The organism is Streptomyces sp. NPDC045899 (assembly GCF_056431485.1).
This window is the reverse complement of sequence record NZ_JBWKKP010000007.1, coordinates 202,506-228,175: the sequence shown is the minus strand read 5'-3', so window position 1 is coordinate 228,175 and position 25,670 is coordinate 202,506. Positions and strand designations below refer to the sequence as shown.

General features: G+C 72.2%; 18 protein-coding genes. 14 read left to right on the top strand and 4 right to left on the bottom strand.

What is annotated here, in order from left to right; translation table 11 throughout:
* The first annotated feature begins 32 nt into the window (after positions 1-32).
* Complete coding sequence (locus AC07FT_RS13495; protein WP_479176378.1) at positions 33-1,703, top strand: M4 family metallopeptidase; 1,671 nt, start codon at positions 33-35, stop codon at positions 1,701-1,703.
* A gap of 106 nt (positions 1,704-1,809) precedes the next feature.
* Here the strand turns inward: AC07FT_RS13495 and AC07FT_RS13490 are convergent, their stop codons facing one another.
* Both AC07FT_RS13490 and glgP read right to left on the bottom strand, forming a co-directional pair.
* The gene (locus tag AC07FT_RS13490; RefSeq protein ID WP_254738687.1) at positions 1,810-1,971 is read right to left on the bottom strand and encodes a hypothetical protein; all 162 of its coding nucleotides are present in this window, start codon (positions 1,969-1,971) and stop codon (positions 1,810-1,812) included.
* Positions 1,972-2,274: 303 nt separating this feature from the next.
* The gene (glgP, locus tag AC07FT_RS13485; protein WP_479176377.1) at positions 2,275-4,860 is read right to left on the bottom strand and encodes an alpha-glucan family phosphorylase; all 2,586 of its coding nucleotides are present in this window, start codon (positions 4,858-4,860) and stop codon (positions 2,275-2,277) included.
* 166 nt (positions 4,861-5,026) lie between these two features.
* Between glgP and AC07FT_RS13480 the strand changes: the two genes are divergently transcribed.
* From AC07FT_RS13480 to glgB, 6 genes are all read left to right on the top strand, one after another.
* A complete protein-coding gene (locus tag AC07FT_RS13480; protein ID WP_479176376.1) occupies positions 5,027-5,956 on the top strand; it encodes a helix-turn-helix domain-containing protein in 930 nt (309 codons plus the stop codon).
* 149 nt (positions 5,957-6,105) lie between these two features.
* A complete protein-coding gene (locus AC07FT_RS13475; RefSeq protein WP_479176375.1) occupies positions 6,106-7,380 on the top strand; it encodes a S8 family peptidase in 1,275 nt (424 codons plus the stop codon).
* 280 nt (positions 7,381-7,660) lie between these two features.
* Complete coding sequence (locus AC07FT_RS13470; protein WP_479176374.1) at positions 7,661-9,655, top strand: alpha-1,4-glucan--maltose-1-phosphate maltosyltransferase; 1,995 nt, start codon at positions 7,661-7,663, stop codon at positions 9,653-9,655.
* A complete protein-coding gene (gene treS, locus AC07FT_RS13465) occupies positions 9,652-11,391 on the top strand; it encodes a maltose alpha-D-glucosyltransferase (protein WP_471204660.1) in 1,740 nt (579 codons plus the stop codon). The genes AC07FT_RS13470 and treS overlap by 4 nt, the downstream gene beginning before the upstream one ends.
* 268 nt (positions 11,392-11,659) lie before the next feature.
* Entirely contained in the window at positions 11,660-13,210 is a 1,551-nt protein-coding gene (locus AC07FT_RS13460; protein ID WP_479176373.1) for a maltokinase N-terminal cap-like domain-containing protein, read from the top strand.
* Between the two features lie 266 nt (positions 13,211-13,476).
* A complete protein-coding gene (gene glgB / locus AC07FT_RS13455; RefSeq protein WP_479176433.1) occupies positions 13,477-15,669 on the top strand; it encodes a 1,4-alpha-glucan branching enzyme in 2,193 nt (730 codons plus the stop codon).
* A 90-nt stretch (positions 15,670-15,759) separates the two neighbouring features.
* On the opposite strand, the gene AC07FT_RS13450 is transcribed toward glgB, so the two are convergent.
* Positions 15,760-17,244 carry a cation:dicarboxylate symporter family transporter gene (locus AC07FT_RS13450; RefSeq protein WP_479176432.1) on the bottom strand — a complete coding sequence of 495 codons (1,485 nt, stop codon included), beginning with the start codon at positions 17,242-17,244 and terminating at the stop codon, positions 15,760-15,762.
* 116 nt (positions 17,245-17,360) lie between these two features.
* Between AC07FT_RS13450 and AC07FT_RS13445 the strand changes: the two genes are divergently transcribed.
* The 7 genes from AC07FT_RS13445 to AC07FT_RS13415 all read left to right on the top strand — a co-directional run bounded on the left by AC07FT_RS13445 (position 17,361) and on the right by AC07FT_RS13415 (position 24,570).
* The gene (locus AC07FT_RS13445) at positions 17,361-18,980 is read left to right on the top strand and encodes a sensor histidine kinase (RefSeq protein WP_479176372.1); all 1,620 of its coding nucleotides are present in this window, start codon (positions 17,361-17,363) and stop codon (positions 18,978-18,980) included.
* A gap of 151 nt (positions 18,981-19,131) precedes the next feature.
* Complete coding sequence (locus AC07FT_RS13440) at positions 19,132-19,833, top strand: response regulator (protein ID WP_471204666.1); 702 nt, start codon at positions 19,132-19,134, stop codon at positions 19,831-19,833.
* Positions 19,834-19,969: 136 nt separating this feature from the next.
* A complete protein-coding gene (locus tag AC07FT_RS13435) occupies positions 19,970-21,328 on the top strand; it encodes an ABC transporter substrate-binding protein (RefSeq protein WP_479176371.1) in 1,359 nt (452 codons plus the stop codon).
* Between the two features lie 5 nt (positions 21,329-21,333).
* Entirely contained in the window at positions 21,334-22,233 is a 900-nt protein-coding gene (locus AC07FT_RS13430; protein ID WP_479176370.1) for a carbohydrate ABC transporter permease, read from the top strand.
* 263 nt (positions 22,234-22,496) lie between these two features.
* Positions 22,497-23,144, top strand: a complete 648-nt coding sequence (locus tag AC07FT_RS13425; RefSeq protein WP_479176369.1) for an IPT/TIG domain-containing protein — start codon at positions 22,497-22,499, stop codon at positions 23,142-23,144.
* Entirely contained in the window at positions 23,081-23,470 is a 390-nt protein-coding gene (locus tag AC07FT_RS13420) for an IPT/TIG domain-containing protein (protein ID WP_479176368.1), read from the top strand. The genes AC07FT_RS13425 and AC07FT_RS13420 overlap by 64 nt, the downstream gene beginning before the upstream one ends.
* A 107-nt stretch (positions 23,471-23,577) precedes the next feature.
* Positions 23,578-24,570, top strand: a complete 993-nt coding sequence (locus AC07FT_RS13415) for an SDR family NAD(P)-dependent oxidoreductase (RefSeq protein ID WP_479176367.1) — start codon at positions 23,578-23,580, stop codon at positions 24,568-24,570.
* 11 nt (positions 24,571-24,581) lie between these two features.
* On the opposite strand, the gene AC07FT_RS13410 is transcribed toward AC07FT_RS13415, so the two are convergent.
* Positions 24,582-25,556, bottom strand: a complete 975-nt coding sequence (locus AC07FT_RS13410; RefSeq protein WP_479176366.1) for a nucleoside phosphorylase-I family protein — start codon at positions 25,554-25,556, stop codon at positions 24,582-24,584.
* Between the last annotated feature and the right edge of the window lie 114 nt (positions 25,557-25,670).

Genomic DNA, 25,670 nt, shown 5'->3' with positions numbered 1-25,670 from the left:
CTATGCCCTCCAACTTCCCATGACAACAGGAGATGCGCGTGGACTCACGCTCGACGTCTGTCATATCCGGCTTGTCACGCCACAGACGCCGCACCGCCCTCGCCGCGGGCGCGGCGACCGTGGCGGCCTCCCTCCTCGCCGCCGGGTTCACCACCGGCTCGGCGGATGCGGCCACCCCGAAGTCCGGCACCACCGGCGCCCAGACCCTGACGCTCTCCGCCTCGGCCCGCGCCGAGCTGCTGCGCGAGGCGGGCGCCACCACGGCGTCCACCGCCAGGTCGCTCGGTCTCGGCGGCAAGGAGAAGCTCGTCGTCCGTGACGTGGTCAAGGACGCCGACGGCACCATCCACACCCGCTATGAGCGCACCTACGCCGGACTGCCCGTCCTCGGCGGCGATCTGGTCGTCCACGAGTCCGCGAGCGGCGCCTCCGAGGGTGTCACCAAGGCCACCGACGCGAAGATCGCGGTGTCCGACACCCGTGCCGCCATCGCCTCTTCGAGTGCCCAGCGGTCGGCGCTGCGCGCCGCGAAGTCCTCGGCCGGGTCCGCGGCCACCACCGAGCGCGCGCCCCGCAAGGTGATCTGGGCCGCCACCGGCAAGCCGGTGCTCGCCTGGGAGACCGTGGTGAGCGGTGTGCAGAAGGACGGCACCCCGAGCCGGAAGCACATCATCACCGACGCCGGCTCCGGCAAGGAGCTCTACTCCTACGAGGCCATCGAGACCGGCAGCGGTACCGGCCAGCACAACGGCAAGGTCACCGTCGGCACCGTCAAGAGCGGCAGCCAGTGGCTGATGAAGGACACCGCCCGCGGTGGCCATATGACGTACAACCTCAAGCACAAGGAAGAGGGCAAGGGGTCGAAATTCCTGGACGCCAACAACGTCTGGGGCAACGGCAAGCCCACCATCGCGCAGACCGCCGCCGTGGATGTCCACTACGGCGCCGCCATGACGTGGGACTACTACAAGAAGGTTCTGCACCGCAACGGCATCCGGAACAACGGCAAGGCCGCCTACTCGCGCGTCCACTTCAGCACCGCGTATGTGAACGCGTTCTGGGACGACGAGTGCTTCTGCATGACCTACGGCGACGGCAAGGACGACAAGAACCCGCTCACCTCGCTCGATGTCGCGGGCCACGAGATGAGCCACGGTCTGACCTCCGCCACCGCCAACCTGGAGTACAGCGGTGAGTCCGGCGGGCTGAACGAGGCCACCTCCGACATCTTCGGCACGGCGGTCGAGTTCTACGCCAAGAACGCCAAGGACCCCGGTGACTACCTCATCGGCGAGAAGATCGACATCAACGGCGACGGCACCCCGCTGCGCTACATGGACAAGCCGAGCAAGGACGGCTACTCCTACGACTACTGGAAGCGCGGCGTCGGCGACGACGACCCGCACTTCACCTCCGGTATCGCCAACCACTTCTTCTACCTGCTGGCCGAGGGCAGCGGGCGGAAGGTCATCGGCGGGGTGACCTACGACAGTCCGACCAAGGACGGCCGCATCGTCAAGGGCATCGGGCGCACCAAGGCCGAGAAGATCTGGTACAAGGCGCTCAGCACGTACATGACGTCGACCACCAATTACGCCAAGGCCCGCACCGCCACCCTCAAGGCGGCCAAGGCCCTGTACGGCGCGAGCAGCACCGAGTACAAGACGGTCGACAAGGCCTGGGGCGGCGTGAACGTCACCTGAGCCACGGTGTGAACGTCATCCGGACCCCGGATGACTCCGGCCGGGCGGGCCGTTCTCGGTCCGCCCGGCTCCCGGGGCCATTACGTCTCGCGCTCGTGTCCGGGGGTCATCGGGAGCCGTCGTCTCCCCCGCGCCATGCGGTACGGGCCCGGCGCCATGCCTCGATGACCGCGGGCACCTTGGAGAGCGTCTCCGCGGCCAGCGTCAGCACGAGTCCGGCCAGCCCGAAGGCCGCGAGCACGAGCAGGGTGATGGTGTCCCACTCCACCAGCTCTCAACCCTTCTCTCGGGTGATCGAACTGGTGGCCCGGCAGGCTCAGCCCGACCACCGCACACAGTGGTCAGCTGAGGTCCTGCCGACGTCCAAGATCTCATACGTGCTACACGGGGCTTCCGCCCCGCGGGACCGAGCGTTCCGGCCTGACGGCCGGCTATTTTCGTGCACCACATGACGTCGGACATGGGGTGCAACTCCCCCGTTGCTCCGTGGTCCACCCCCCAGCGTAGCCCCAACCGGCCGACGCGCCCAGCACGTTGACGGGGTTGCCGGGAAGCGCCCCGGTGGCCGGTGTCAGCGCAGCAGGACACCCGCCTCCTCCGCGGTGGTCTCCGGCACCAGCGCGACCAGGCCCGGTTCGGTGGGGTCGGCGAGCAGCCGGTGGGCGGGCAGCACCCGGACGGTGTAGCCGAAGGGACCGGTGCGGTCCAGGGCGAGCGGGCCCTCGTAGAGACGGCGGCCCTCCGCGTCCGGGCCGGCGGTGGGCTTGAGCGGCACCCGGGTGCCGTCGGTGATCCGGTCGGTGTCATCGACCCGTCCGGCGACAGCCTGCACCTCGACGTCACCGGGTTCCAGACCGCCGAGCCGCACCCGGACCCGCAGGGAGAGCGCCGAGCCCAGTTCGGCGGCGCCGGCGGCGGCGGGCGGGGTGAGCCGGGCCTCCACATGGTCCACGGCGACTCCGGGCCAGGCGTCCCGTACCCGGGCCTTCCAGCGGGCCAGTTCACCGGCGGTGGCGGGGTCCAGGACCCGGTGGGCGCGGGCGGCCGGGGCGTAGAGCCGCTCGGTGTACTCACGCACCATCCGGCCCGCCAGCACCTTGGGGGCGAGGGTGGTCAGGGTGCGCCGGACCATGTCGATCCAGCGGGCGGGGAGGCCGTCCGGACCGCGGTCGTAGTAGCGCGGGGCGACCCGCTGCTCCAGCAGCTCGTAGAGGGCGGCGGCCTCCAGGTCGTCCCGGCGGGTCTCGTCGGTGGCGGTGCCGTCGGCGGTGGGGATGGCCCAGCCGAAGTCGGGGTCGTACCACTCGTCCCACCAGCCGTCCAGGACGGAGAGGTTGAGACAGCCGTTGAGCGCCGCCTTCATCCCGCTGGTGCCGCACGCCTCCAGCGGCCGCAGCGGGTTGTTGAGCCAGACGTCGCAGCCGGGGTAGAGCTTCTGGGCCATCGCCATGCCGTAGTCGGGCAGGAAGACCAGCCGGTGGCGGACCCGGGCGTCGTCGGCGAACCGCACCAGCTCCTGGATCAGCCGCTTGCCGCCGTCGTCGGCGGGGTGGGCCTTGCCCGCGACGACGATCTGGACCGGCCGCTCCGGGTGGAGCAGCAGCTCCATCAGCCGGTCGGGGTCGCGCAGCATCAGGGTGAGCCGTTTGTAGGAGGGGACCCGGCGGGCGAAGCCGATGGTGAGGACGTCCGGATCCAGGACACCGTCGATCCAGCCGAGTTCGGCGGTGCCCGCGCCGCGCTGCCGCCAGGCCGCGTACAGCCGCCGCCGGACCTCGTTCACCAGCTGTTCGCGCAGGGTGCGGCGGAGCCGCCACAGTTCACCGTCGGAGAGGTGGCCGAACTGCCGGGCGCCGAGCCGGGTGATCTCGGGGGCGGTCCAGGTGGGGGCGTGCACACCGTTGGTGACCGAGGTGATGGGCACCTCCTCGGGGTCGAAGCCCGGCCAGAGCCCGGCGAACATCTCCCGGCTGACCCGCCCGTGCAGTACGGACACCCCGTTGGCGCGCTGGGCCAGCCGCAGTCCCATCACCGCCATGTTGAAGAGGTTCGGCTCGCCGCCGGGGTAGGTCTCCATGCCGAGGGCGAGGATCCGCTCGACCGCGATCCCGGGGAGTTCGCCGTCGTCGCCGAAGTGGCGGGCGACCAGCTCCCGGTCGAAGCGGTCGATCCCGGCGGGCACGGGGGTGTGGGTGGTGAAGACGGTGCCCGCCCGCACCGCCTCGTGCGCGGCCTCGAAACCGGCGCCGTCGGCGATGAGTTCACGGATCCGCTCCAGGCCCTGGAACCCGGCGTGGCCCTCGTTGGTGTGGAACACCTCGGGCTCCGGGTGGCCGGTCAGCCCGCAGTACGCGCGCACCGCGCGGACCCCGCCGATGCCCAGCAGCATCTCCTGGCGCAGCCGGTGTTCGCTGCCGCCGCCGTAGAGCCGGTCGGTGACCTCGCGCTCGCCGTGGCCGTTCTCCGGTACGTCGGAGTCCAGGAGCAGCAGGGGCACCCGGCCGACCCGCGCCTGCCAGATCCGGGCGTGCAGCGGCCGGCCGCCGGGGAGGGCGAGCGGGACGCGCACCGCCCGGCCGTCCGGTTCGCACAGCGGGGTCAGCGGCAGCTCGTCGGGGTCGAGCACCGGGTAGCGCTCCTGCTGCCAGCCCTCGCGGGAGAGGGACTGGCGGAAGTAGCCGTGGCGGTAGAGCAGTCCGACGCCGATCAGGGGCACCCCGAGGTCGCTGGCGGCCTTGAGGTGGTCCCCGGCGAGGATGCCGAGGCCGCCGGAGTACTGCGGGAGGGCGGCGGTGATGCCGAACTCCGGGGAGAAGTAGGCGATGGCGGCGGGCGGGCGCGCCGCCGGGTCCTCGCCGGACCGGCCCTGGTACCAGCGGGGTGTGGTGAGGTAGTCGCGCAGATCGTCGTCGGCCGCCCGAAGACGGCGCAGGAAGCCGCGGTCCCCGGCCAGCTCGGCGAGGCGGGAGACGGGCACGGTGGACAGCAGCCGCACCGGGTCGCCGCCCGCGGCCCGCCATCTCCCGGGGTCCACCGCCTCGAAGAGATCACGGGTCTCGGGATGCCAGGACCAGCGCAGATTGCGCGCCAGGGTCTGCAGGGGTCGTAGGGGTTCCGGAAGGACGGGACGCACGCTGAATCGACGAATGGCCTTCACCCTTCGACGGTAGCGGCCGACGCGTCCTCGTTTCGGGGCTTTCGCCCGCCCCCGGGACGCGGTGGCGGACCGGAACGGCCTTTCCGGCCACGGTGTTCCGGGGCCTGCCCAGCCTGCCACTGACAGGGACAGGCACGGCGCGCCCCGACGGTGAACACTGGTCCCCATGGACACACCTGCCGAACTGGGCGACTTCCTCCGCACCCGCCGTGCCGCACTGCGTCCCGAGGACGTCGGACTGGTCGCGTACGGCACCCGGCGCCGGGTGCCCGGACTGCGCCGTGAGGAGCTGGCCCAGCTGGCGGGGGTGAGCGTGGCGTACTACACCCGGCTGGAACAGGGACAGTCCACCGGCGCCTCGGACGGGGTGCTGGACGCCATCGCGCGGGCGCTGCGGCTGACCCCCGACGAACACGCCCATCTGCGCAATCTGGCCCGTCCGGTGCGGGGCGGCCGCCCCCGCGCACCGCGCGCGGAATGCGCCCGCCCCGCCACCCGTCAGCTGCTCGCGGCGATGGACCGGGTGCCCGCGCTGGTCATGGACCGCCGGTTCGAGGTGCTGGCCTGGAACCCGCTGGGACACGCCCTGATCGCCGGACACCTGCCCGCGGACGCGCCGGACCGTCCCCGGGAGCGGCCCAACGCGCAGCGGATGCTCTTCCTCGATCCGCACACCCGCGAGCTGTATCCGGACTGGGAGACCGAGGCACGGCGGGCGGTCTCCTCGCTGCGGGTGGCGGCGGGCGAACACCCCGACGACCGGCGCCTGGCGGAGCTGATCGGTGAGCTGACCATGAAGAGCGAGGTGTTCGCGGCGCTGTGGGCCCGCCATGCGGTGCGCCGCTGTTCCTTCGGTACGAAGGCGTTCCACCATCCGCTGGTCGGCCCGCTGGAGCTGGGCTTCGAGATGACCCGGCTGCCGGACTCCGGGGGCCAGGCGCTGCTGATGTACGGCGCGGAGCCGGGTTCCCCGGCCGAGGCGGGACTGCGGCTGCTGGCGACGGGGCTGGTCGGCGGGGCCGGCGGGGCGGCGGGGCTCGACGGCGTGTCCGGCGCGCCGGAGCACGCGGCCCGCGACCCGCGCGGGGCCCGCTGACCACCGCGCGGAAAAGGCCGGTAACCACCGCAACCCTCCGCACTCCGCCCGCGGTCGATATGGCCGATTCCGCCCCCGGGTGCGCCCTTGTCCGGATCTTTGCCGTCACGAGACGCTGACGCCACGTGACTCGGGGAGGGGTTCGACCCATGGCACACACCCGTGGGCGCCACCGCCGGACGGCGGGGGCGCTGGCCGCCGCCGCGGCGGCGGTGCTGGCGCTGGCACCGCCCGCCCCGGCCGTCCCCGCCCTGGGCCGGCATCCGGACACGGCTGCGGACGGCGGTTACATCGTGGCGCTCAAACGGGGGCCGGGGACGCCGCCGGCCTCCTCCGGACAGGCCCGCAAGACCGTGGAGCGCTACGGGGTGAGCATCCGCCGCACCTACCGCACCGCGCTCGACGGCTTCGCGATACGCGCGGACGCGGGACAGGCGAGACGGCTCGCCGCCGATCCGGCGGTGGCCTCGGTGACCCCGGACGCGGCGGTGTCGCTGCGCACGGCCGCCACCGCGCACAGACCCTCGGACCCCGCCCCGCGCACCCACCCGTTTCCCCCGTCCTGGGGTCTGGACCGGATCGACCAGCCGGCCGCCGGAACACGTCTGCCGGACGGATCCCCGGAACGTGCCCTGGACGGGGCGTACACCGCGCCCGCGGACGGCGGGCGCGGTGTCACGGTCTACGTCGTCGACTCCGGGGTGCGCACCTCCCACCGGGACTTCGGCGGCCGGGCCCGCTCCGGCTGGGACTTCGTCGACGACGATCCGGTGGCCGAGGACGGCAACGGCCACGGCACCCATGTGGCCGCCACCGCGGCGGGCACCCGCTACGGTGTGGCCAAGCGCGCCGAGGTGGTGGCCGTCCGGGTGCTGGACGACCGCGGCCGGGGTACCAGCGCGCAGGTGCTCGCCGGGCTCGACTGGGTGCTGCGGCACGCGGTGCGGCCCGCGGTCGTCAATCTGAGCCTGGGGACGACGGATCCGGCACCGGTGCCCGCGTGGGACGCCGCGGTGCGGACCGGGGTCGCCTCCGGACTCACCTTCACGGTCGCGGCGGGCAACGAGGGCCTGGGCGCCGGGACCTCCTCGCCCGGCCGGGTGCGGGAAGCCCTCACGGTCGGGGCCACCGACCGCTTCGACCGGCGTCCGGCGTTCTCCAACCGGGGCCCCGCCGTTGACCTGTTCGCGCCCGGCGACCGGATCGTCTCGGCCTCGAACGAGAGCGACACGGCGGCGGCCACCCGGTCAGGCACCTCGATGGCCGCACCGCATGCGGCGGGTGCCGCGGCGCTGTACCTGGCAGCCCACCGGTCGGCTTCCCCGGCCCGGGTGAGCGCCGCCCTGACGGCCGCCGCGGCCAGGGGCAGCGTCCGGAACGCGGGACCGGGCTCCCCGAACCGTCTACTGAGGGTGGCCAACTGACGTACCCGCATACTCATCCGCCTGGACGGCCCCGCCACGCGCGGGGCCGGTCCGTGTACCCGGCGTTACGAACCGGTAGTTCACGGGAACCCGGAAGGTCGCCCGGTGCCGTCGTAGGGGAAGGCTGTCCCAGCGCGCCCCCATGGCCGACCCCATCCGCCCACCAGAGTGAACGCGGACAGGAGCTGTCATGCCCGCAACCCGTCGCCCGGCGACAGAACCGATACAAAGGACAAAAGCCGCCGAAGCACATACACCCGCAACGCCGTCAGGTGATCCTATGATCGGTCGCATTCCCGTCCTGGACATCCGCCCGCTGATCGACTGCGGCCGCCGCCCCGCCAAGGCGGTGGTGGACGAGACCTTCGAGGTCAGCGCCACCGTGTTCCGGGAGGGGCATGACGCGGTCAGCGCCAATGTCATCCTCCGCGATCCGGCCGGACGCATCGGCCCGTGGACACCGATGCGCGAACTCGCCCCCGGCAGCGACCGCTGGGGCGCCGAGATCACCCCCGGTGCGCCCGGCCGCTGGTCGTACACGGTCGAGGCGTGGAGCGACCCGATCGCCACCTGGCGCCATCACGCCGGGATCAAGATCCCGGCCGGGATGGACACCGATCTGGTCCTGGCGGAGGGCGCCGCGCTGCATGAGCGGGCCGCCGCCGGAGTGCCCAAGAACGACGGCCGGGAGGCGGTGCTCGGCGCGGTCGACGGACTGCGCGACGAGCGGCGCCCGGTGGCCGACCGGCTGGCCGCCGCCCTCGCCCCCGACGTCACCGACGCCCTGGACCGCCATCCGCTGCGCGAGCTGGTCACCTCCTCGCGTCCGATGCCGCTCCAGGTCGAGCGGGAGCGCGCGCTGTTCGGCTCCTGGTACGAGCTGTTCCCGCGCTCGGAGGGGGCCAAGGTGGCCGAGGGGCGCAGACCCGTCAGCGGCACCCTGCGCACCGCCGCCGAACGGCTGCCCGCCGTGGCCGCGGCCGGGTTCGACGTGGTCTATCTCCCGCCCGTCCACCCCATCGGCACCGCCTTCCGCAAGGGCCCCAACAACACGCTCTCCGCGGGCCCGTACGACGTGGGATCGCCCTGGGCGATCGGCTCGGCCGAGGGCGGACACGACGCGGTCCACCCCGACCTCGGCACCCTGGAGGACTTCGACCACTTCGTGGCGCGGGCGCAGGAACTGCGGATGGAGGTGGCGCTGGACTTCGCGCTCCAGTGCTCACCGGACCACCCCTGGGTGGAGAAGCACCCCGAGTGGTTCCACCGGCGCGCCGACGGCACCGTCGCACACGCCGAGAACCCGCCCAAGAAGTACCAGGACATCTATCCGATCGCCTTCGACCAGGACTTCGCCGGGATCGTCCGGGAGACCGAGCGGGTGCTGCGGTTCTGGATGTCCCACGGGGTGCGGATCTTCCGGGTGGACAATCCGCACACCAAGCCCGTGGTGTTCTGGGAGAAGGTGATCGGCGACATCAACCGCACCGACCCCGATGTGCTCTTCCTCGCGGAGGCGTTCACCCGTCCGGCGATGATGAACACCCTCGGCGCGATCGGCTTCCAGCAGTCGTACACCTACTTCACCTGGCGCAACACCAAGCAGGAGCTCACCGAGTACCTCACCGGGCTGTCCGGGGACGCCGCCGCCTGGATGCGGCCCAACCTCTTCGTGAACACCCCCGACATCCTGCACGCCTACCTCCAGGAAGGCGGCCGTCCGGCCTTCGCCGCACGCGCGGTGCTGGCCGCCACCCTCTCCCCCACCTGGGGCGTCTACGCGGGCTTCGAACTGTGCGAGAACACCGCGCTGCGCGCCGGGAGCGAGGAGTACCTGGACTCGGAGAAGTACGAACTGCGGCCGCGCGACTGGGCCGCCGCCGAGCGCGGGGGCCGCACCCTCACCCCGCTGATCACCCGGCTGAACCGGGTGCGCCGTCGCCATCCGGCCCTGCGCCGGCTGCGCAACCTCAGATTCCACCACGCCGACAACGACTCCGTCATCGTCTACTCCAAGCGCGCGGGCGACTCGTGCGTACTCACCGTCGTCAACCTGGACCCCCACCACACCCAGGAGGCGACGGTCTCGTTGAACATGCCGGAACTCGGCCTGGAATGGCACGAGTCCGTCCCGGTGCGCGACGAGCTCACCGGCGAGACCTATCACTGGGGCAGGGACAACTATGTGCGCCTGGAGCCGGGGCGTGAGCCGGCTCCCGCGCACATCTTCTCCCTGCGACCGTCCTCACCGATCGGAGGGTCACCCACACCATGATCGTCAACGAGCCCGTACCGGACACCTTCGAGGACACGCCCGCCAAGGACCGTGACCCCGACTGGTTCAAGCGCGCCGTCTTCTACGAGGTCCTGGTCCGCTCCTTCCAGGACAGCAACGGCGACGGCGTCGGGGACCTCAAGGGACTCACGGCCAAGCTGGACTACCTCCAGTGGCTGGGCGTGGACTGCCTCTGGCTCCCGCCGTTCTTCGCCTCGCCGCTGCGGGACGGCGGCTACGACGTGTCGGACTACACGGCCGTGCTGCCGGAGTTCGGGGACCTCGCCGACTTCGTCGAGTTCGTCGACGCCGCGCACCAGCGCGGGATGCGCGTGATCATCGACTTTGTCATGAACCACACCAGCGATCAGCATCCGTGGTTCCAGGAGTCCCGCAGCGACCCGGACGGACCCTACGGCGACTACTACGTCTGGGCCGATGACGACAAGCAGTACCAGGACGCCCGCATCATCTTCGTCGACACCGAGACCTCCAACTGGACCTTTGATCCGGTACGCAAGCAGTACTACTGGCACCGCTTCTTCTCGCATCAGCCGGACCTCAACTTCGAGAACCCGGCCGTCCAGGAAGAAGTACTGGCCGCCCTGCGCTTCTGGCTGGACCTCGGTATCGACGGATTCCGGCTCGACGCCGTCCCGTATCTGTATGCCGAAGAAGGCACCGACTGCGAGAACCTGCCCCGGACCCATGAGATGCTCCGGCGCGTCCGGGCGGAGATCGACGCCCACTACCCCGACACCGTGCTGCTGGCCGAGGCCAATCAGTGGCCGGAGGACGTCGTCGACTACTTCGGCGACTACGCGGTGGGCGGCGACGAGTGCCATATGGCCTTCCACTTCCCGGTGATGCCGCGCATCTTCATGGCGGTGCGCCGTGAGTCGCGCTACCCGGTCTCCGAGATCCTCGCCAAGACCCCGGCCATCCCGTCCGGCTGCCAGTGGGGCATCTTCCTGCGCAACCACGACGAGCTGACGCTCGAGATGGTCACCGACGAAGAGCGCGACTACATGTACGCGGAGTACGCCAAGGATCCGCGGATGCGCGCCAACATCGGCATCCGGCGGCGACTGGCCCCGCTCCTGGACAACGACCGCAACCAGATCGAGCTGTTCACCGCGCTGCTGCTGTCCCTGCCCGGTTCGCCGATCCTCTACTACGGCGACGAGATCGGCATGGGCGACAACATCTGGCTCGGCGACCGCGACGCCGTCCGCACCCCCATGCAGTGGACCCCCGACCGCAACGCGGGGTTCTCCTCCTGCGACCCGGGGCGGCTGTTCCTGCCGACCATCATGGACCCGGTCTACGGCTACCAGGTCACCAATGTGGAAGCGTCCATGAGCAGCCCCTCCTCACTGCTCCACTGGACCCGCCGGATGATCGAGATCCGCAAGCAGAACCCGGCCTTCGGCCTGGGCACCTACACCGAGCTGCCCTCCTCCAACCCGGCCGTGCTCGCCTTCCTGCGCGAGGCGCCCACCGCCCGGGACGGCGAGGACGACCTGGTGCTGTGCGTGAACAACTTCTCGCGCTTCGCCCAGCCCACCGAGCTGGACCTGCAGTCCTTCGCCGGACGCCATCCCGTTGAGCTGATCGGCGGGGTCCGCTTCCCGGCCATCGGTGAGCTGCCGTATCTGCTGACCCTGGCCGGACACGGCTTCTACTGGTTCCGGCTGCGGCGCAACGAGAGCTCCGCGGTGCACCGGGCCGACTGAGCCCACCCGCCGGACACCCATCGGGTTTCGGCCACCGAACGCGGCACCCACACCCGTACGCGTCCCCCCGGGGCGCGTACGGGCGTTTTCGACACCCCGTCATGGGCACTCTGTCCTAGGACCGCCACAGGCGGAGCCGATCGCGCACCCCGTACGTACCGTACGGACGATCCTCGCCCGACACGTCCCGCACCGTCGCACAGTCAATGCCGCAATCCGGGACACTTTGCCCTGATCTGTCGTGTGCCCGGGGAAAGGACGCGACGCCATGCCGGAAGCTCCGTTCTCCCGGGGGGCACACCACCCGCCGACCGCAGTACCGCGGGCCCACCCCCCGTCCGCCACCGCGGGCACCACCGCGGCGGCGGACGGGGGCGGGCTGCTCGCCTCACTCGCGCCGCTGCTCTCCGAGTGGCTCCCCCGGCAGCGCTGGTTCGCGGGCAAGGGGCGCCCGGTCACCGGTTTCGCGCTCGTGTCCGCCACCGAGCTGCTGCCCTGCGCGGCGGGCGGCGCCACCCCCGGACTGCTCCATCTGCTGATCCGCGCCCAGCAGCCGGAGCCACCCGGCCACCGGCACGGCTACGGCTGCGGCCACCGGCGCGGCACGACGGCCAGCGACTGCTACCAGATCCTGCTGGGGGTGCGTTCGGCGCTGCCGCCACCGCTGGCCCCGGCGCTGGTGGGACGCCCGGACGGCGGACCGCTGGACGGACGCACCCTGTACGAGGCGCTCTGCGACCCCCGGCTCGCCGCGCTGCTGCTGGAGCGGCTGCGGGTGCCCGGCCGGCTGGGCCCGCTGCGCTTCGTCCGGGAACCGGCCACCGCCATTCCCTCCGTCCTCGCCCCACGGCTGATGACCGCCGAGCAGTCCAATTCCTCGGTGGTCTATGGCGATACGTTCATTCTCAAGCTCTTCCGGCGGGTCAGCCCCGGCACCAACCCCGACCTGGAACTTCCGCTGGCCCTGGCCCGCACCGACTGCACCCGGGTCCCCGCGCCCGCCGCCTGGTTCGAGGCCGCCCCGCCCGCCGACGGCGCCGGGCCGCGGCCGGAGCCGTTCACCCTCGGGGTGCTCCAGCCGTATCTGACGGGCTCCGCCGACGGCTGGCGGCTGGCGCTGGACGCCCTGGCCGTACGGGCCGACTTCACCGAGGCCGCCCGCGCACTCGGCCACGCCACCGCCGAGGTGCACCTCGCGATGGCCCGCGCACTGCCCACCTCGGTACTGCGCCGCCGTCAGATCGAGCACCTGGCGGCCGCCATGAGCGAGCGGCTGGACTCGGCCGCGGCCGCCGTACCCGCGCTCCAGCCCTACCGCGCCGCACTGCACAACGCCTACGAGGACCTCGCCGCACTCGGCCGCGCGGGCCGCACCTGGCCGGCCCAGCGCATCCACGGCGATCTGCACCTCGGCCAGGCGCTGCTGACCGCGGCGGCCCCCGGCGGGGGCGACGGCCGCTGGTCGCTGATCGACTTCGAGGGCGAACCGTCCCGGCCGCTGGCCGAGCGCCGCCGTCCGCAGCCCCCGGTGCGCGATATCGCGGGCATGCTCCGCTCCTTCGACTACGCCGCCGCGGTCGGCCGCCACGAGGACCCCCAGAAGTGGGCCGGGCGCACCCGCGCCGCCTACTGCGCCGGCTACGCCGAGGCGTCCGGCAGCGATCCGCGCGACGAACCGGAGCTGCTGCGCGCCCATGAGACCGACAAAGCCGTCTACGAAGTCCTCTACGAGGCCCGGCACCGCCCCGACTGGCTGTCCGTCCCCATGACCGCGATCCGGCGCCTCGCCACCGACACCTCCGGGAGGACCACCCCGTGACCGCACGTCCGCCGTCCCGTCCGCACCAGCCCGGCGAGGGCCAGGACCCCGCCGCCCCAGGGGTCCCGCCGACCTTCCGGCCGCATCGCTCCGGGTCCCGTGTCTCCTACGGTTCCCCGCCCGTCCCCCGCGCCCAGCGCCGGGACGGCGCGGCGGCGGACGGTACGGGCGACGCGGCGGCCGGGGCACGGCCGGTCACCGGACGCCCGGTCAGCGGCCCCGCGCCCGGTCCCGATCCGGTACCGGGGGACGACGGCGACCACGGGGTGCGGCCCGCGCCCGCCCTCTCCGACGACGACCGTCGGCGGCTGCTCGGCGGCGCCCACCACGATCCGCACGGTCTGCTCGGCGCCCATCCGGTGCGCGGCGGGGTGCTGATCCGGGCGCTGCGCCCGTACGCCCGCTCGGTGACGGTGACCGCCACCGGGCTGCGGGCGCGGCTGCGCTCCGAGGGCGACGGGCTGTTCGCCGGTGTGCTGCCGCTGACGGAGATCCCCGACTACCGGCTGCTGGTGACGTACGAGGGCACCGAGCTGGAGCTGGAGGACCCCTACCGCTTCCTCCCCGCCCTCGGCGAACTCGATCTGCATCTGATCGGCGAGGGCCGCCACGAGGAGCTGTGGCGTGCGCTGGGCGCGTATCCGATGACCCACCAGGGGGTGGCCGGGACCCGGTTCACCGTCTGGGCGCCCAATGCGCTGGGGGTGCGGGTCACCGGGGACTTCACCTACTGGGACGGCACCGCCTTCCCGATGCGCTCCCTGGGCGGCAGCGGGGTGTGGGAGCTGTTCCTGCCCGGGGTCGGCGAGGGCGCGCTGTACAAGTTCCAGATCACCCGGCCCGACGGCAGCCACACCGTGCGCGCCGATCCGATGGCGCGGCGCACCGAGTGCCCGCCCGCCACCGCCTCGGTGGTGCACCTCTCGCGCCACCAGTGGAACGACCAGATCTGGATGGCCCGGCGCCAGGGCGGACGGGTGCACGAGTCCCCGTTCTCGGTGTACGAGGTGCACCTGCCCTCGTGGCGGCCGGGGCTGACCTACCGCCGGCTCGCCCAGCAGCTGCCCGCCTACGTCAAGGACCTGGGCTTCACCCATGTCGAGCTGATGCCGGTGGCCGAGCACCCCTTCGGCGGTTCCTGGGGCTACCAGGTCACCGGTTTCTACGCGCCCACCGCGCGGCTGGGCACCCCGGACGACTTCAAGCACCTGGTGGACGCCCTGCACCAGGCGGGCATCGGGGTGCTGGTCGACTGGGTGCCCGCCCATTTCCCGCGGGACGCCTGGGCACTGGCGGAGTTCGACGGCCGTCCGCTGTACGAGCCCGCCGATCCGCAGCGGGCCGCCCACCCGGACTGGGGCACGCTGGAGTTCGACTACGGCCGCACCGAGGTGCGCAACTTCCTGGTGGCCAACGCGGTCTACTGGTGCGAGGAGTTCCACATCGACGGGCTGCGGGTGGACGCCGTGGCCTCGATGCTCTACCTGGACTACTCCCGGGAGCCGGGCCAGTGGTCGCCCAACGCGCACGGTGGCCGGGAGAACCTGGACGCCGTGGCGTTCCTCCAGGAGATGAACGCCACCGTCTACCGGCGCTGTCCGGGGGTGGTCACCATCGCCGAGGAGTCCACCGCCTGGGACGGGGTCACCCGTGCCACCCACCACGTGGGCGCCAGCGGTTTCGGCGGTCTGGGGTTCGGGCTGAAGTGGAACATGGGCTGGATGCACGACTCGCTGGGCTACGTCGAACACGAGCCGGTGCACCGCAAGTACCACCACCACGAGATGACCTTCTCGATGGTGTACGCCTACAGCGAGAACTACGTGCTGCCCATCTCGCACGACGAGGTGGTGCACGGCAAGGGCGCGCTGGTGTCCAAGATGCCGGGCGACTGGTGGCAGCAGCGGGCCAACCACCGTGCGTATCTGGGCTTCATGTGGGCCCATCCGGGCAAGCAACTGCTCTTCATGGGGCAGGAGTTCGCCCAGGGGGCGGAGTGGTCGGAGGGGCACGGCCCGGACTGGTGGCTGCTGGACCCCTCGTACTCCGCCGAGGCCGACCACCGGGGCGTACGGGACCTGGTGCGCGAGCTGAACCGGGTCTACACGGCCACGCCAGCGCTGTGGCAGCGGGACACCGTTCCGGAGGGCTTCTCCTGGGTGGAGGGGGACGCGCGCGAGGACAACGTGTTCGCGTTCCTGCGGTTCGACGCCGACGGCGCCCCGCTGCTGGCCGTCAGCAACTTCTCCCCCGTCGTCCGCCACGAGTACCGCATCGGGGTGCCGGGCGGGACGGCGGAGTGGTACGAGGTGCTCAACACCGACCAGGAGCGGTTCGGCGGCAGCGGGGTGGCCAACCCGGAGCCGCTGAAGGCGGAGGCCACGCCCTGGCACGGACGTCCCGCCAGTGTGCTCACGGTACTGCCGCCGCTGGCCACGGTCTGGCTGCGGCCGGTCTAGCCGAGCCTCCCGCGCAGCGGCCCCGCCCCGATTCAGGAGGGCGGGGCCGCGGTCGCGCGGGGGCGTACGGAACGGGCGGGAGCGGGGCCGCTAGGCGGGCACCTGCTCCTTCGCCGTGTCACCGCCGCGCTGCTCGGGCACCCCGCCGCCGGAGCCGGTGTCCGCGGGGCCGTGGCCGCCGCCGCCCTGGGCGAAGGCCTCACTGTCGAACGGCAGCCGTCCGGAGAGGACTTCGTTCATCCGCTCCTTGTCGATCTCCTTGGTCCAGGTACCGACGAGGACGGTGGCGACCGCGTTGCCCGCGAAGTTGGTCAGCGCGCGGGCCTCGCTCATGAAGCGGTCGATACCGACGATCAGGCCGACGCCGTCGACCAGTTCCGGGCGGTGCGACTGGAGGCCGCCGGCCAGGGTGGCCATGCCCGCGCCGGTGACCCCGGCGGCGCCCTTCGACGCCACGATCATGAACACCAGCAGCGAGATCTGCTGTCCGATCGAGAGCGGGTCGCCCATCGCCTCGGCGATGAACAGCGACGCCATCGTCAGATAGATCGCGGTGCCGTCCAGGTTGAAGGAGTAGCCGGTGGGCACGGTGATGCCGACGACCGGGCGGGAGACGCCCGCGTGCTCCATCTTGGCGATCAGCAGCGGCAGCGCGGACTCCGACGACGAGGTCGACAGGATCAGCAGGAACTCCCGCGCCAGGTACTTCAGCAGCAGGAAGAGGTTGACCCCCGCGACCAGCCGCAGCAGCGTGCCGAGCACGACCACCACGAACAGGGCGCAGGTGACATAGAAGCCGATCATGATGACGGCGAGCGCCTTGAGCGCATCGAGACCGGTCTCGCCGACGACCGCCGCGATGGCGCCGAACGCGCCGACCGGCGCCGCCCACATCACCATCGACAGCAGCTTGAAGACCAGCTGCTGGATGTGGCCGATACCGCGCAGCACCGGCTCGCCCGTGCGGCCCAGGGCCTGGAGCGCGAAGCCGACCAGCAGCGCCACGAAGAGGGTCTGGAGCACCGTCTCGGAGGTGAAGGCGGAGACGAGGGTGGTGGGGATGATGCCGAGCAGGAAGTCCGCGGTGGACTCGCTGGCACCCTCGGCCTGGCTCTGCCCGGCCTGGGCCGCCTCATGACTCATATGCAGCCCGCTGCCGGGCTCGAGTATGTTCCCGACGACCAGACCGATCGCCAGGGCGACGGTCGACATCAGCAGGAAGTAGCCGAGGGCGAGCCCGCCGACCGCGCCGACCTTCGCGGCCTTCCGCACCGAGCCGATGCCCAGCACGATCGTGCAGAAGATGATCGGCGAGATCAGCATCTTGATCAGGTTCACGAAGCCGGTGCCGATGGGCTTCAGCTCCACCGCCACGTCGGGAGCCGCGAAGCCCACCGCGATGCCGAGCGCCACCGCGCCGATCACGGCGAGATAGAGGTAGTGAATCCTTTCCTTCTTCGCCCGCTGGGGATTCGCCCCCTTGGGCGTCGCCCGGCCCGGTCCGGTCGGCGAGGTCTGCGCAGCCACCGTGCTGCCTCCTTCGGTATGTGCCGTCCAACTGTCCCGGCGCTGCATCGTGTGCGGCTCGCACACCGCCTTGAACGGTCCCGGCGACTATGCCCCACCCTGTGACGGGGGTCACCCTTCCGTTCATTTCGTTCACGCAAAGATGCGTGTGCAGACTGATGGGCATGCGCGTGCCCCGTCCCCGGAGCCTGGCCGGCCAGCTCTTCGCGATGCAGGTCGTGCTGGTGGCCGCCCTGGTGGCCGGATGCGCCGTCTTCGCCTACGTGACCGACGGGCGGCAGGCGGAGGCCGCCGCCCGCCGTCAGGCCACCGCCGCCGCGGCCGCCGTCGCCGCCTCCCCTGCCGTGGCCGCGGCCGTGCGGTCCGACGACCCCAGCGCCCGGCTCCAGCCGTACGCCGAGAAGGTGCGCCGGGACACCGGGGTCACCTTTGTGACGATCATGGACACCCGCGGGATCCGCTGGACCCACCCCGACCCGGACCAGATCGGCGCCCGCTACCTCGGTCACATCGGGCCCGCGCTGCGCGGGCGGATCTTCCCCGAGACCTACACCGGCACCCTCGGTCCCTCGGTGCGGGTGGTCGCCCCCGTCCGCGACACCGACGCCGGGGGCCGGATCACCGCGCTGGTCAGCGCGGGGATCACGGTGGACACCATCAGCGCCGAGGTGCGCCGCCAGCTGCTGGCCCTGCTCGGTGTCGCACTCGCCGCCCTCGCGGCCGGAGGGCTGGCCGCGTACGTCATCAACGCCCGGCTGCGGCGCCATACGCACGGGATGAACGCCGCCGAGCTGAGCCGGATGCACGACTACCACGAGGCCGCGCTGCACGCCGTGCGCGAGGGGCTGCTGATGCTCGACGGCCGGCGGCGGATCGCGCTGATCAACGACGGCGGCCGGGAGCTGCTGGGACTGTCCGGCGACGCGGTCGGCGCCTATGTCTCCGAGCTGGGCCTGCCCCCGCCGCTGACCGGCGCCCTGCTGGCCACCGAGCCGCGGGTGGACGAGCTGCACCTGACCGCGGAGCGGCTGCTGGTCGTCAACACCTCCCCGGTGAGCAGCGGGGAACAGCGCGGCACCGTGGTCACCCTGCGCGACCACACCGAGCTCGAGGCGCTCTCCGGAGAGCTGGACTCCGTGCGTGGCTTCGCCGAGGCCCTGCGCTCCCAGGCCCATGAGGCCGCCAACCGGCTGCACGCCGTGGTCTCCCTGATCGAGCTGGGCCGGGCGGACGAGGCGGTGGAGTTCGCCACCGCCGAACTGGAGCTGGCCCAGGCGCTGACCGACCAGGTGGTCGCCGCCGTCGCGGAGCCGGTGCTCGCGGCCCTGCTGCTGGGCAAGGCGGCCCAGGCCAGTGAACGCGGGGTCGATCTCGTCCTCGCGCCGGACAGCCGGATCGACGACGGCGTCCTGCCGCCGGGGCTGCCCGCCCGTGACCTGGTCACGATCCTCGGCAACCTGCTGGACAACGCGACCGACGCGGCCACCGAGGGCGTCGGCAGCGGCGCCGCCCGCAGCGCCCGCGTCACGGTCACCGCGCGCGCGGCCGACGACGAGCTGGTCCTCCGCGTCGCCGACACCGGGGCCGGGCTGGGTCCGGAGGCGGCCGATGACATCTTCCGGCGCGGCTGGAGCACCAAGGCCCCGGGCCGGGGCCTCGGCCTCGCCCTCGTCCAGCAGGCGGTCCGCCGGAACGCGGGCACCGTCACGGTCTCGACGGGGAAGGACGGCGGCGCGGAGTTCACCGTCCGCCTCCCCCTGACGGCCACGTCCCGGGCCCGCTGACCCCCGCCCGGGGCGGCCGAGCCCGTGTCCGGGCCGTGGGCGGGGCGACAGGGCCCGGGCAGGGCCTAGCCGACGTCGATTACGCTCCGTAAATTGGAGCCCCGAGCTCGAGCCGTCCCTACCGCCCCGCGCCGCCGAGAGGAGTCCGTCCATGAGCCCGCCGCAGACGCACCCGGCGCCGATCCGGGTGTTCGTCGTCGAGGACGACCCCGTCGCGGCGGACGCGCACCGGATGTACGTCGGACGCGTCCCCGGCTTCACCGTCGTCGGGACGGCCCACAGTGGCGGGGACGCCCAGCGGCTGCTGGAGCGGACCCCCGCCGACCTGCTGCTGCTGGATCTGTATCTGCCCGACGGCCATGGCCTCCAGCTGGTGCGGGCGCTGCGCGCGGCCGGGCACGGCGCGGACGTCATCGCGGTGACCTCCGCCCGTGACCTCGCCGTCGTCCGCGACGGCGTCTCGCTCGGTGTCGTGCAGTACGTGCTGAAACCGTTCACCTTCTCCACGCTCCGGGACCGGCTGCTGCGCTACGCCCAGTTCCGGGCGACCGCGGGCGAGGCCAGCGGCCAGGAGGAGGTGGACCGCGCCCTCGCCGCGCTGCGCGCGCCACGGCCCGCCGCGATGCCCAAAGGGCTGACGCAGGCGACCCTCCAGGCGGTCACCGACGCCCTGCGCGGCGCCGAGGACGGCATCTCGGCGGCGGCCACCGCCGAGGAGGTGGGCATCTCCCGCATCACCGCGCGCCGTTACCTGGAACACCTGGTGGAGGCGGGCCGCGCGGCCCGCACCCCGCACTACGGCCAGATCGGCCGCCCCGAACTGCTCTACCGGTGGCTGAGCGACACGGGGTGAGGCACTGACGGACCACCGCGCGCCGCACCGGCGTTCGATCAAGTCCGTTCCTGGTCAAGGGGATTGACCCTGCGCCGAGGCCGACCGTACGGTCGGCGCGCCAGCCCATCGAGGCCAGCGCAAGGAGGTCGTGCTCGTGCGCCCCACCGCTCCACTGATCCTCTCCGCCGCCCTCGTCGCCACCGCGGGTCTCACCGCCTGCGGCGGTGGCTCGGGAAGCGACCCGGACACCGTCAAGGTCGTCTACAACCGTTCCACCGACAACAAGATCCGGTTCAAGGACCACCACCTCGCCGCGGTGAAGAAGCAGTTCGAGAAGGCGAACCCCGGCAAGAAGGTCAAGCTGATCCCGATCCAGGCGCAGGACAACGACTACGCCACCAAGGTCCAGCAGATGATGCGGTCGCCCCGGACCGCGCCGGACCTGGTCTACGAGGACACCTTCCGGATCAACTCCGACATCGAGGCGGGCTATCTGCGCCCCCTCGACGGCTATCTGGCGAAGTGGAAGACCTGGGACCGGTTCGTCGACACCGCGAAGAGCGCGGCCAGGGCCGAGGACGGCAGGACCTACGGCGTCCCGGACGGCACCGACACCCGCGGCCTGTGGTTCAACAAGGAGATCTTCGCCAAGGCCGGACTGCCCGAGGACTGGGCACCGAAGGACTGGAACGAGATCCTCCGGGCCGCCCGCACCATCAAGAAGAAGGTCCCCGGCGTCATCCCGCTCAATGTCTACACCGGTAAGGCCCCCGGTGAGACCTCGGTGATGCAGGGGTTCGAGATGCTGCTGTACGGCACCGGCGAGGACCCCCTCTACGATCCCGCGGCCAAGAAGTGGGTCACCGGCGGCAAGGGGTTCGAGCAGTCCCTGTCGTTCCTGCGCACCGTCTACTCCGAGAAGCTGGGCCCCGAAACCTCCGACGCCCTCGACCCCAATGTGGGCACCACCGTCTTCAGCGAATGGCTGCCCGAGGGCAAGCTGGCCATCGCCCTGGACGGCTCCTGGCTCGGCCAGAACTGGCTGAAGACCGGCGGCAAACCGTGGCCCGAGTGGTCCAGGACCCTCGGCCAGGCCCCGATGCCCACCCGGACCGGCCAGGCCCCCGGCAAGGTCAGCATGTCCGGCGGCTGGACCTGGTCGATCACCGCGAAGTCCAAGAACCCCGATCTGGCCTGGAAGTTCATCCAGCAGTTGCAGACCAGGGAGAACGCGGTGCGGTGGGACATCATCGGCGCGCAGATCGCGGTGCGCGAGGACGTGGCGAAGGACCCGGAGTATCTGAGGTCCATGCCCGGGATCACCTTCTTCACCGGTCTGGTGAAGTACACCCACTACCGCCCGGCGCTCCCCGTCTACCCCCAGGTGTCCTCCGCCATCGGCGAGGCGATGGAGGCGGTCACCACGGGCGACGCCTCCCCGCGCGGCGCCGCCGGGAGTTACGCGGACCAGTTGGAGTCCCTCACCGACGGCGCCACGGTCAGCAAGGGCTGAGCCCGGTGACCACCGCGACCAAGGTGGCGGCCACGGGGCGGGGGCGGCGCCTGCGCCGCCCCCTGCGCTGGCTTCCGCTCGCCCCGGCCACCGTCCTGCTGCTGCTCTTCCTCGGCGGGCCGATCGGCTACTGCGTCTACATCGCCTTCACCGATATGCAGCTCACCGGTGCGGCCACCACGGACTTCGTCGGCCTGGACAACTTCCGCCGCGCCTTCGGCGACGAGGACTTCCGCAACGCCGTGGTCCTCACCCTGGTCTTCACCTTCGTGTCCTCCCTCATCGGCCAGAACACCCTGGGCCTGGCCCTGGCGGGGCTGATGCGGCGCGCGTCCAGGCCGGTGCGCACCCTCACCGGCTCGATCGTCATCGCGGCCTGGGTGCTCCCGGAGATCGTGGCGGGCTTCCTGCTGTACGCCTTCTTCCGCCGCGAGGGCACGCTCAACGCGGTTCTCGACGGGCTGGGTCTGCCGTCGCAGAACTGGCTCTTCACACTGCCGATCCTGGCCGTGTCGTTCGCCAACGTCTGGCGCGGCACGGCCTTCTCGATGCTCGTCTACTCCGCCGCGCTCTCCGAGATCCCCAAGGAGATCACCGAGGCGGCCGAGGTCGACGGCGCGGGCGGCTTCAGCCGTCTGTGGCACATCACCCTGCCGATGATCCGCCGCTCCATCGGCACCAATCTGATGCTGAACACCTTGCAGACGCTGTCGGTGTTCGGCCTCATCTGGGCGATGACCCGCGGCGGTCCCGGCAACCGCAGCCAGACCCTCCCGGTGTTCATGTACGACCAGGCGTTCAACAAGGCCCTCATCGGCTACGGCACCGCGGTGGCCCTGTTGTTGCTGCTGGTGGGCGCGTTGTTCTCGCTGGTCTACCTCCGGCTGATGAGAGAGGAGGTCTGACCGGCGGATCCGGAGGGCGGGCGGCCCGCACACGACGCGTTCCGCCCGCGCACACCGCACACCACTCATGTGCCCCCGCGTTGCGGCCAACGCTCCCGTCCGGCGCACGAGCCGGGTTCTCCCCGCCACCGCGCCGGGAATCACCCGCTCGACCACGGTGCACGGCCCGCGCCGCAAGCCCCCGATCATCCGCTCCGCGGGAGATGGCCCGGCCCTGGCCCATGCGGACTCAGGTACGGACACATCACCCAAGGAGATCAGTCATGGCCGCTCCCGGCACCAATGTCGTCGTCCTCACGCCCACCACGCTGACCGTCACCACACCGGCGGGTGCGGCGGGTCCCGCCAACGTCACGGTCACCACCCCGGGCGGCAGCGGCACCCTGCCCAACGGGTACCTCTACCTCGCCGTGCCCACGATCACCGGGGTCAGCCCGTCCAGCGGTCCGCTCCTCGGTGGTCAGACCGTCACCATCACGGGCAGCGGCTTCGCGGCCGGGACCACGACCGTCCTGTTCGGCCTGGTGCCCGGGCTGAACGTCACCGTCGTCACACCCCCGGGGGTGGGCACCGTCGACGTCACCGTCACCACGCTGGGCGGCACCGCGACACTGCCCGGCGCGTACACCTACGCCGTCTCCCCGACCGTGCTCGCCGTGGTCCCGCCCGCGGGTCCGACCTCGGGCGGCCAGACGGTCACGGTGACCGGCACCGGCTTCGTGGCCGGGACACCCAGGTCACCTTCGGCTGACGCCGCCACACACCGGCAGCGGCACGGGTGCCGTACTACGCCTCGTGCCGCCGCCGTCCACGCCACCTGCCGTCAGCCCTCAGAGGGGACCCCGCCATGCCTGTGCCGACCGTCACCTCCGTCGTCCCGTCAGCGGGTCAGCCGCCGAGCCAGGTCCTGATCATCGGCACCCATCTGGCCGATGTGACCGCCGTCAACTTCGGCGGCCATCCGTCGACCATCCTCCAGACCGACCGTGTCCTGGGCACCTGGGTCTACGTCATCCCGCCCCGCTACTACGGCACCGTCGACGTCACCGCCGTCAACCCCTCGGGCACCAGCGCCGTCACACCGCGGACCCGCTACACCTATGTCGGGGGTCCCGTCCCGGGCCGTCCCACGGTCACCTCGGTCACCCCGAACAGCGGTCCGGCGAGCGGCGGTCAGACGGTCGTGATCACCGGCACCGGCTTCGTCCCCGGCGTCACCCAGGTCATCTTCGGCTGAGCCCCACACCGTCCGCGTGGCCCCGCGTGGCCCCGCCGGAGTGAACCCGGGGCGGCCCCGGGGCGCGCGTTGCCCTCGAGCGCACTCCAGGACGTAGTTTCCCCGGCATGACCACACCTCAGCAGCGGATCGGATCGGGTTTCGGGCCCCGGAGCACCACGGACGACGTTCTGCGCGGGATCGACCTCGATGGCCGCGACGCCCTCGTCACCGGCGGCTCCTCCGGTCTCGGGCTGGAGACGACACGGGCGCTGGCGGGCGCGGGCGCACGGGTCGTGGTGGGGGCGCGGCGGATGGCCGCGGCCCGGGAGGCGGTCGCGGGGATCCGCGGGGACGTCGAGGTCGGGGAGCTGGACCTCGCCGACCTGGACAGTGTCCGCGGCTTCGCCGAGCGGCTGCTCGGCTCCGGCCGCCCCCTGGACATGGTGATCGGCAACGCCGGGATCATGGCCTGTCCCGAGACCCGGGTCGGACCGGGGTGGGAGGCGCAGTTCGCCGTCGACCACCTCGGCCACTTCGCGCTCGTCAACCGCCTGTGGCCCGCCATCGCCGCCGGGGGCGCACGCCGTGCGGGGACCGTGGACGGCGGAGCGCGGGTGGTCATGGTGTCGTCCAACGGGCATCAGCTCTCCGACATCCGCTGGGACGATCCGCAGTTCGAGCGCGGCTACGACAAGTGGGCCGCGTACGGGCAGGCGAAGACGGCCAACGCGCTGTTCGCGGTCGGGCTCGACGTCCTCGGCCGGGACGCCGGGGTGCGGGCGTTCTCCGTCCACCCGGGCACCATCGCCACCGGGCTGGCCCGCCACATCCCCCGGGAGGAGATGATCGCGGCGGGCTGGATCGATGAACACGGCAATGTGGCGGGCGCGTTCAAGACACCGGAGCAGGGCGCGGCCACCCAGGTGTGGGCGGCCACCTCACCGGCGCTGGCGGAGCTGGGCGGTGCGTACTGCGAGGACTGCGACATCGCCGAGCCCGCCGGGGAGGGCGAACTGATCGAGGGCGTACGCGACTACGCCACCGACCGGGCGGCAGCGGCCCGGCTCTGGCGGCTGTCGGCCGGGCTCACCGGCGTGGACGCCTTCGCCACCCGCTGAGCGGGCCCCGCTCAGCGCCGGCTGAGGTGATGGGCCACCTTCGACGCCACGCGGTAGGCGTTCTCCACCGCGATCCCCAGGCCCGGGAACTCGGTCAGCACCTCCTTCGCGCTCTGTCCCGCGTACGGCCGGTCGAAGTCGCTCGCGGTGCGCAGCGCGAGATAGCGGTCGAGGTGGCCGTGGCGGGCGAGTACGGCGGCGATGGCGGTGTCCTCCATCTGTGTCATGCAGTAGTCGCCGTCGCCCTTCGTCCACAGCTCGGTGATGTACCGGGCGCGCGCGGACTGGTCCGCGCCGGTCCAGTAGTTGTCCCCGGTGACGCTGTCGCAGACGGCGACGTACGGGGTCCGGCCCGACTGCCCCGGATAGTGACCGCGGTTCCCGGCGGCGGCAAGGCTGTCGGCCAGGCCGGTGTCCTCGGTGAGCCGGTAGGCGGTTTCGACGAGCCGGTCGTCGAGGCGGAAGGCGTTGGTGCCGGTCGCGCCGCCCTTGAGGTAGCCGTGCGGCACGGTGGGGTCGGTGGCGGGCGAGACATGGTGGCCGAGGTCGTAGTCGACCAGCCAGCGGGCCCAGGACGCGAAACCCAGGGTGCCGTTGTCCGGCGGGGTGCCGCCGATGCCCGCGGTGAGGAAGTACGCCCGGTCCAGGTCGAGCCGGGGGGAGTTCAGCACCGCCGCCACGGCGGCGGCGGCGTTGGCCTTCCCCATCCCGGTGGTGGTGACGCACAGCCCGCGCCCGGAGCAGCGCAGCGGTGCGGTGGCGCCGGGGACGTCGACGGTGCGGGGCAGCGACTCCCGCTCCAGCCAGGGCCGGGTCTCCGCGGGGAACATGGTGAGGACCAGGACGCGGACCCGGAACCCGCCGCCGTCCGTCCGGCCGGACGCGTACGGGAGCGGGCCGGGGCCCACGAGGGCGGCGACGGCGCCGAGGACCGCCGCGAGGACGGCGAGGGTCCGGGGCCGTGGGGAGCGCGGGAGCATGACCATGGGCGGTCAGGCTAGGAGCTCCCTCTCGTGCCCCGGTCGACCCACCGCACCGCGGACCGGCGGAAGCCGGACGACAACGGCGGCCGGCCGTGATCGGATGCGGTGCGGGAGGCC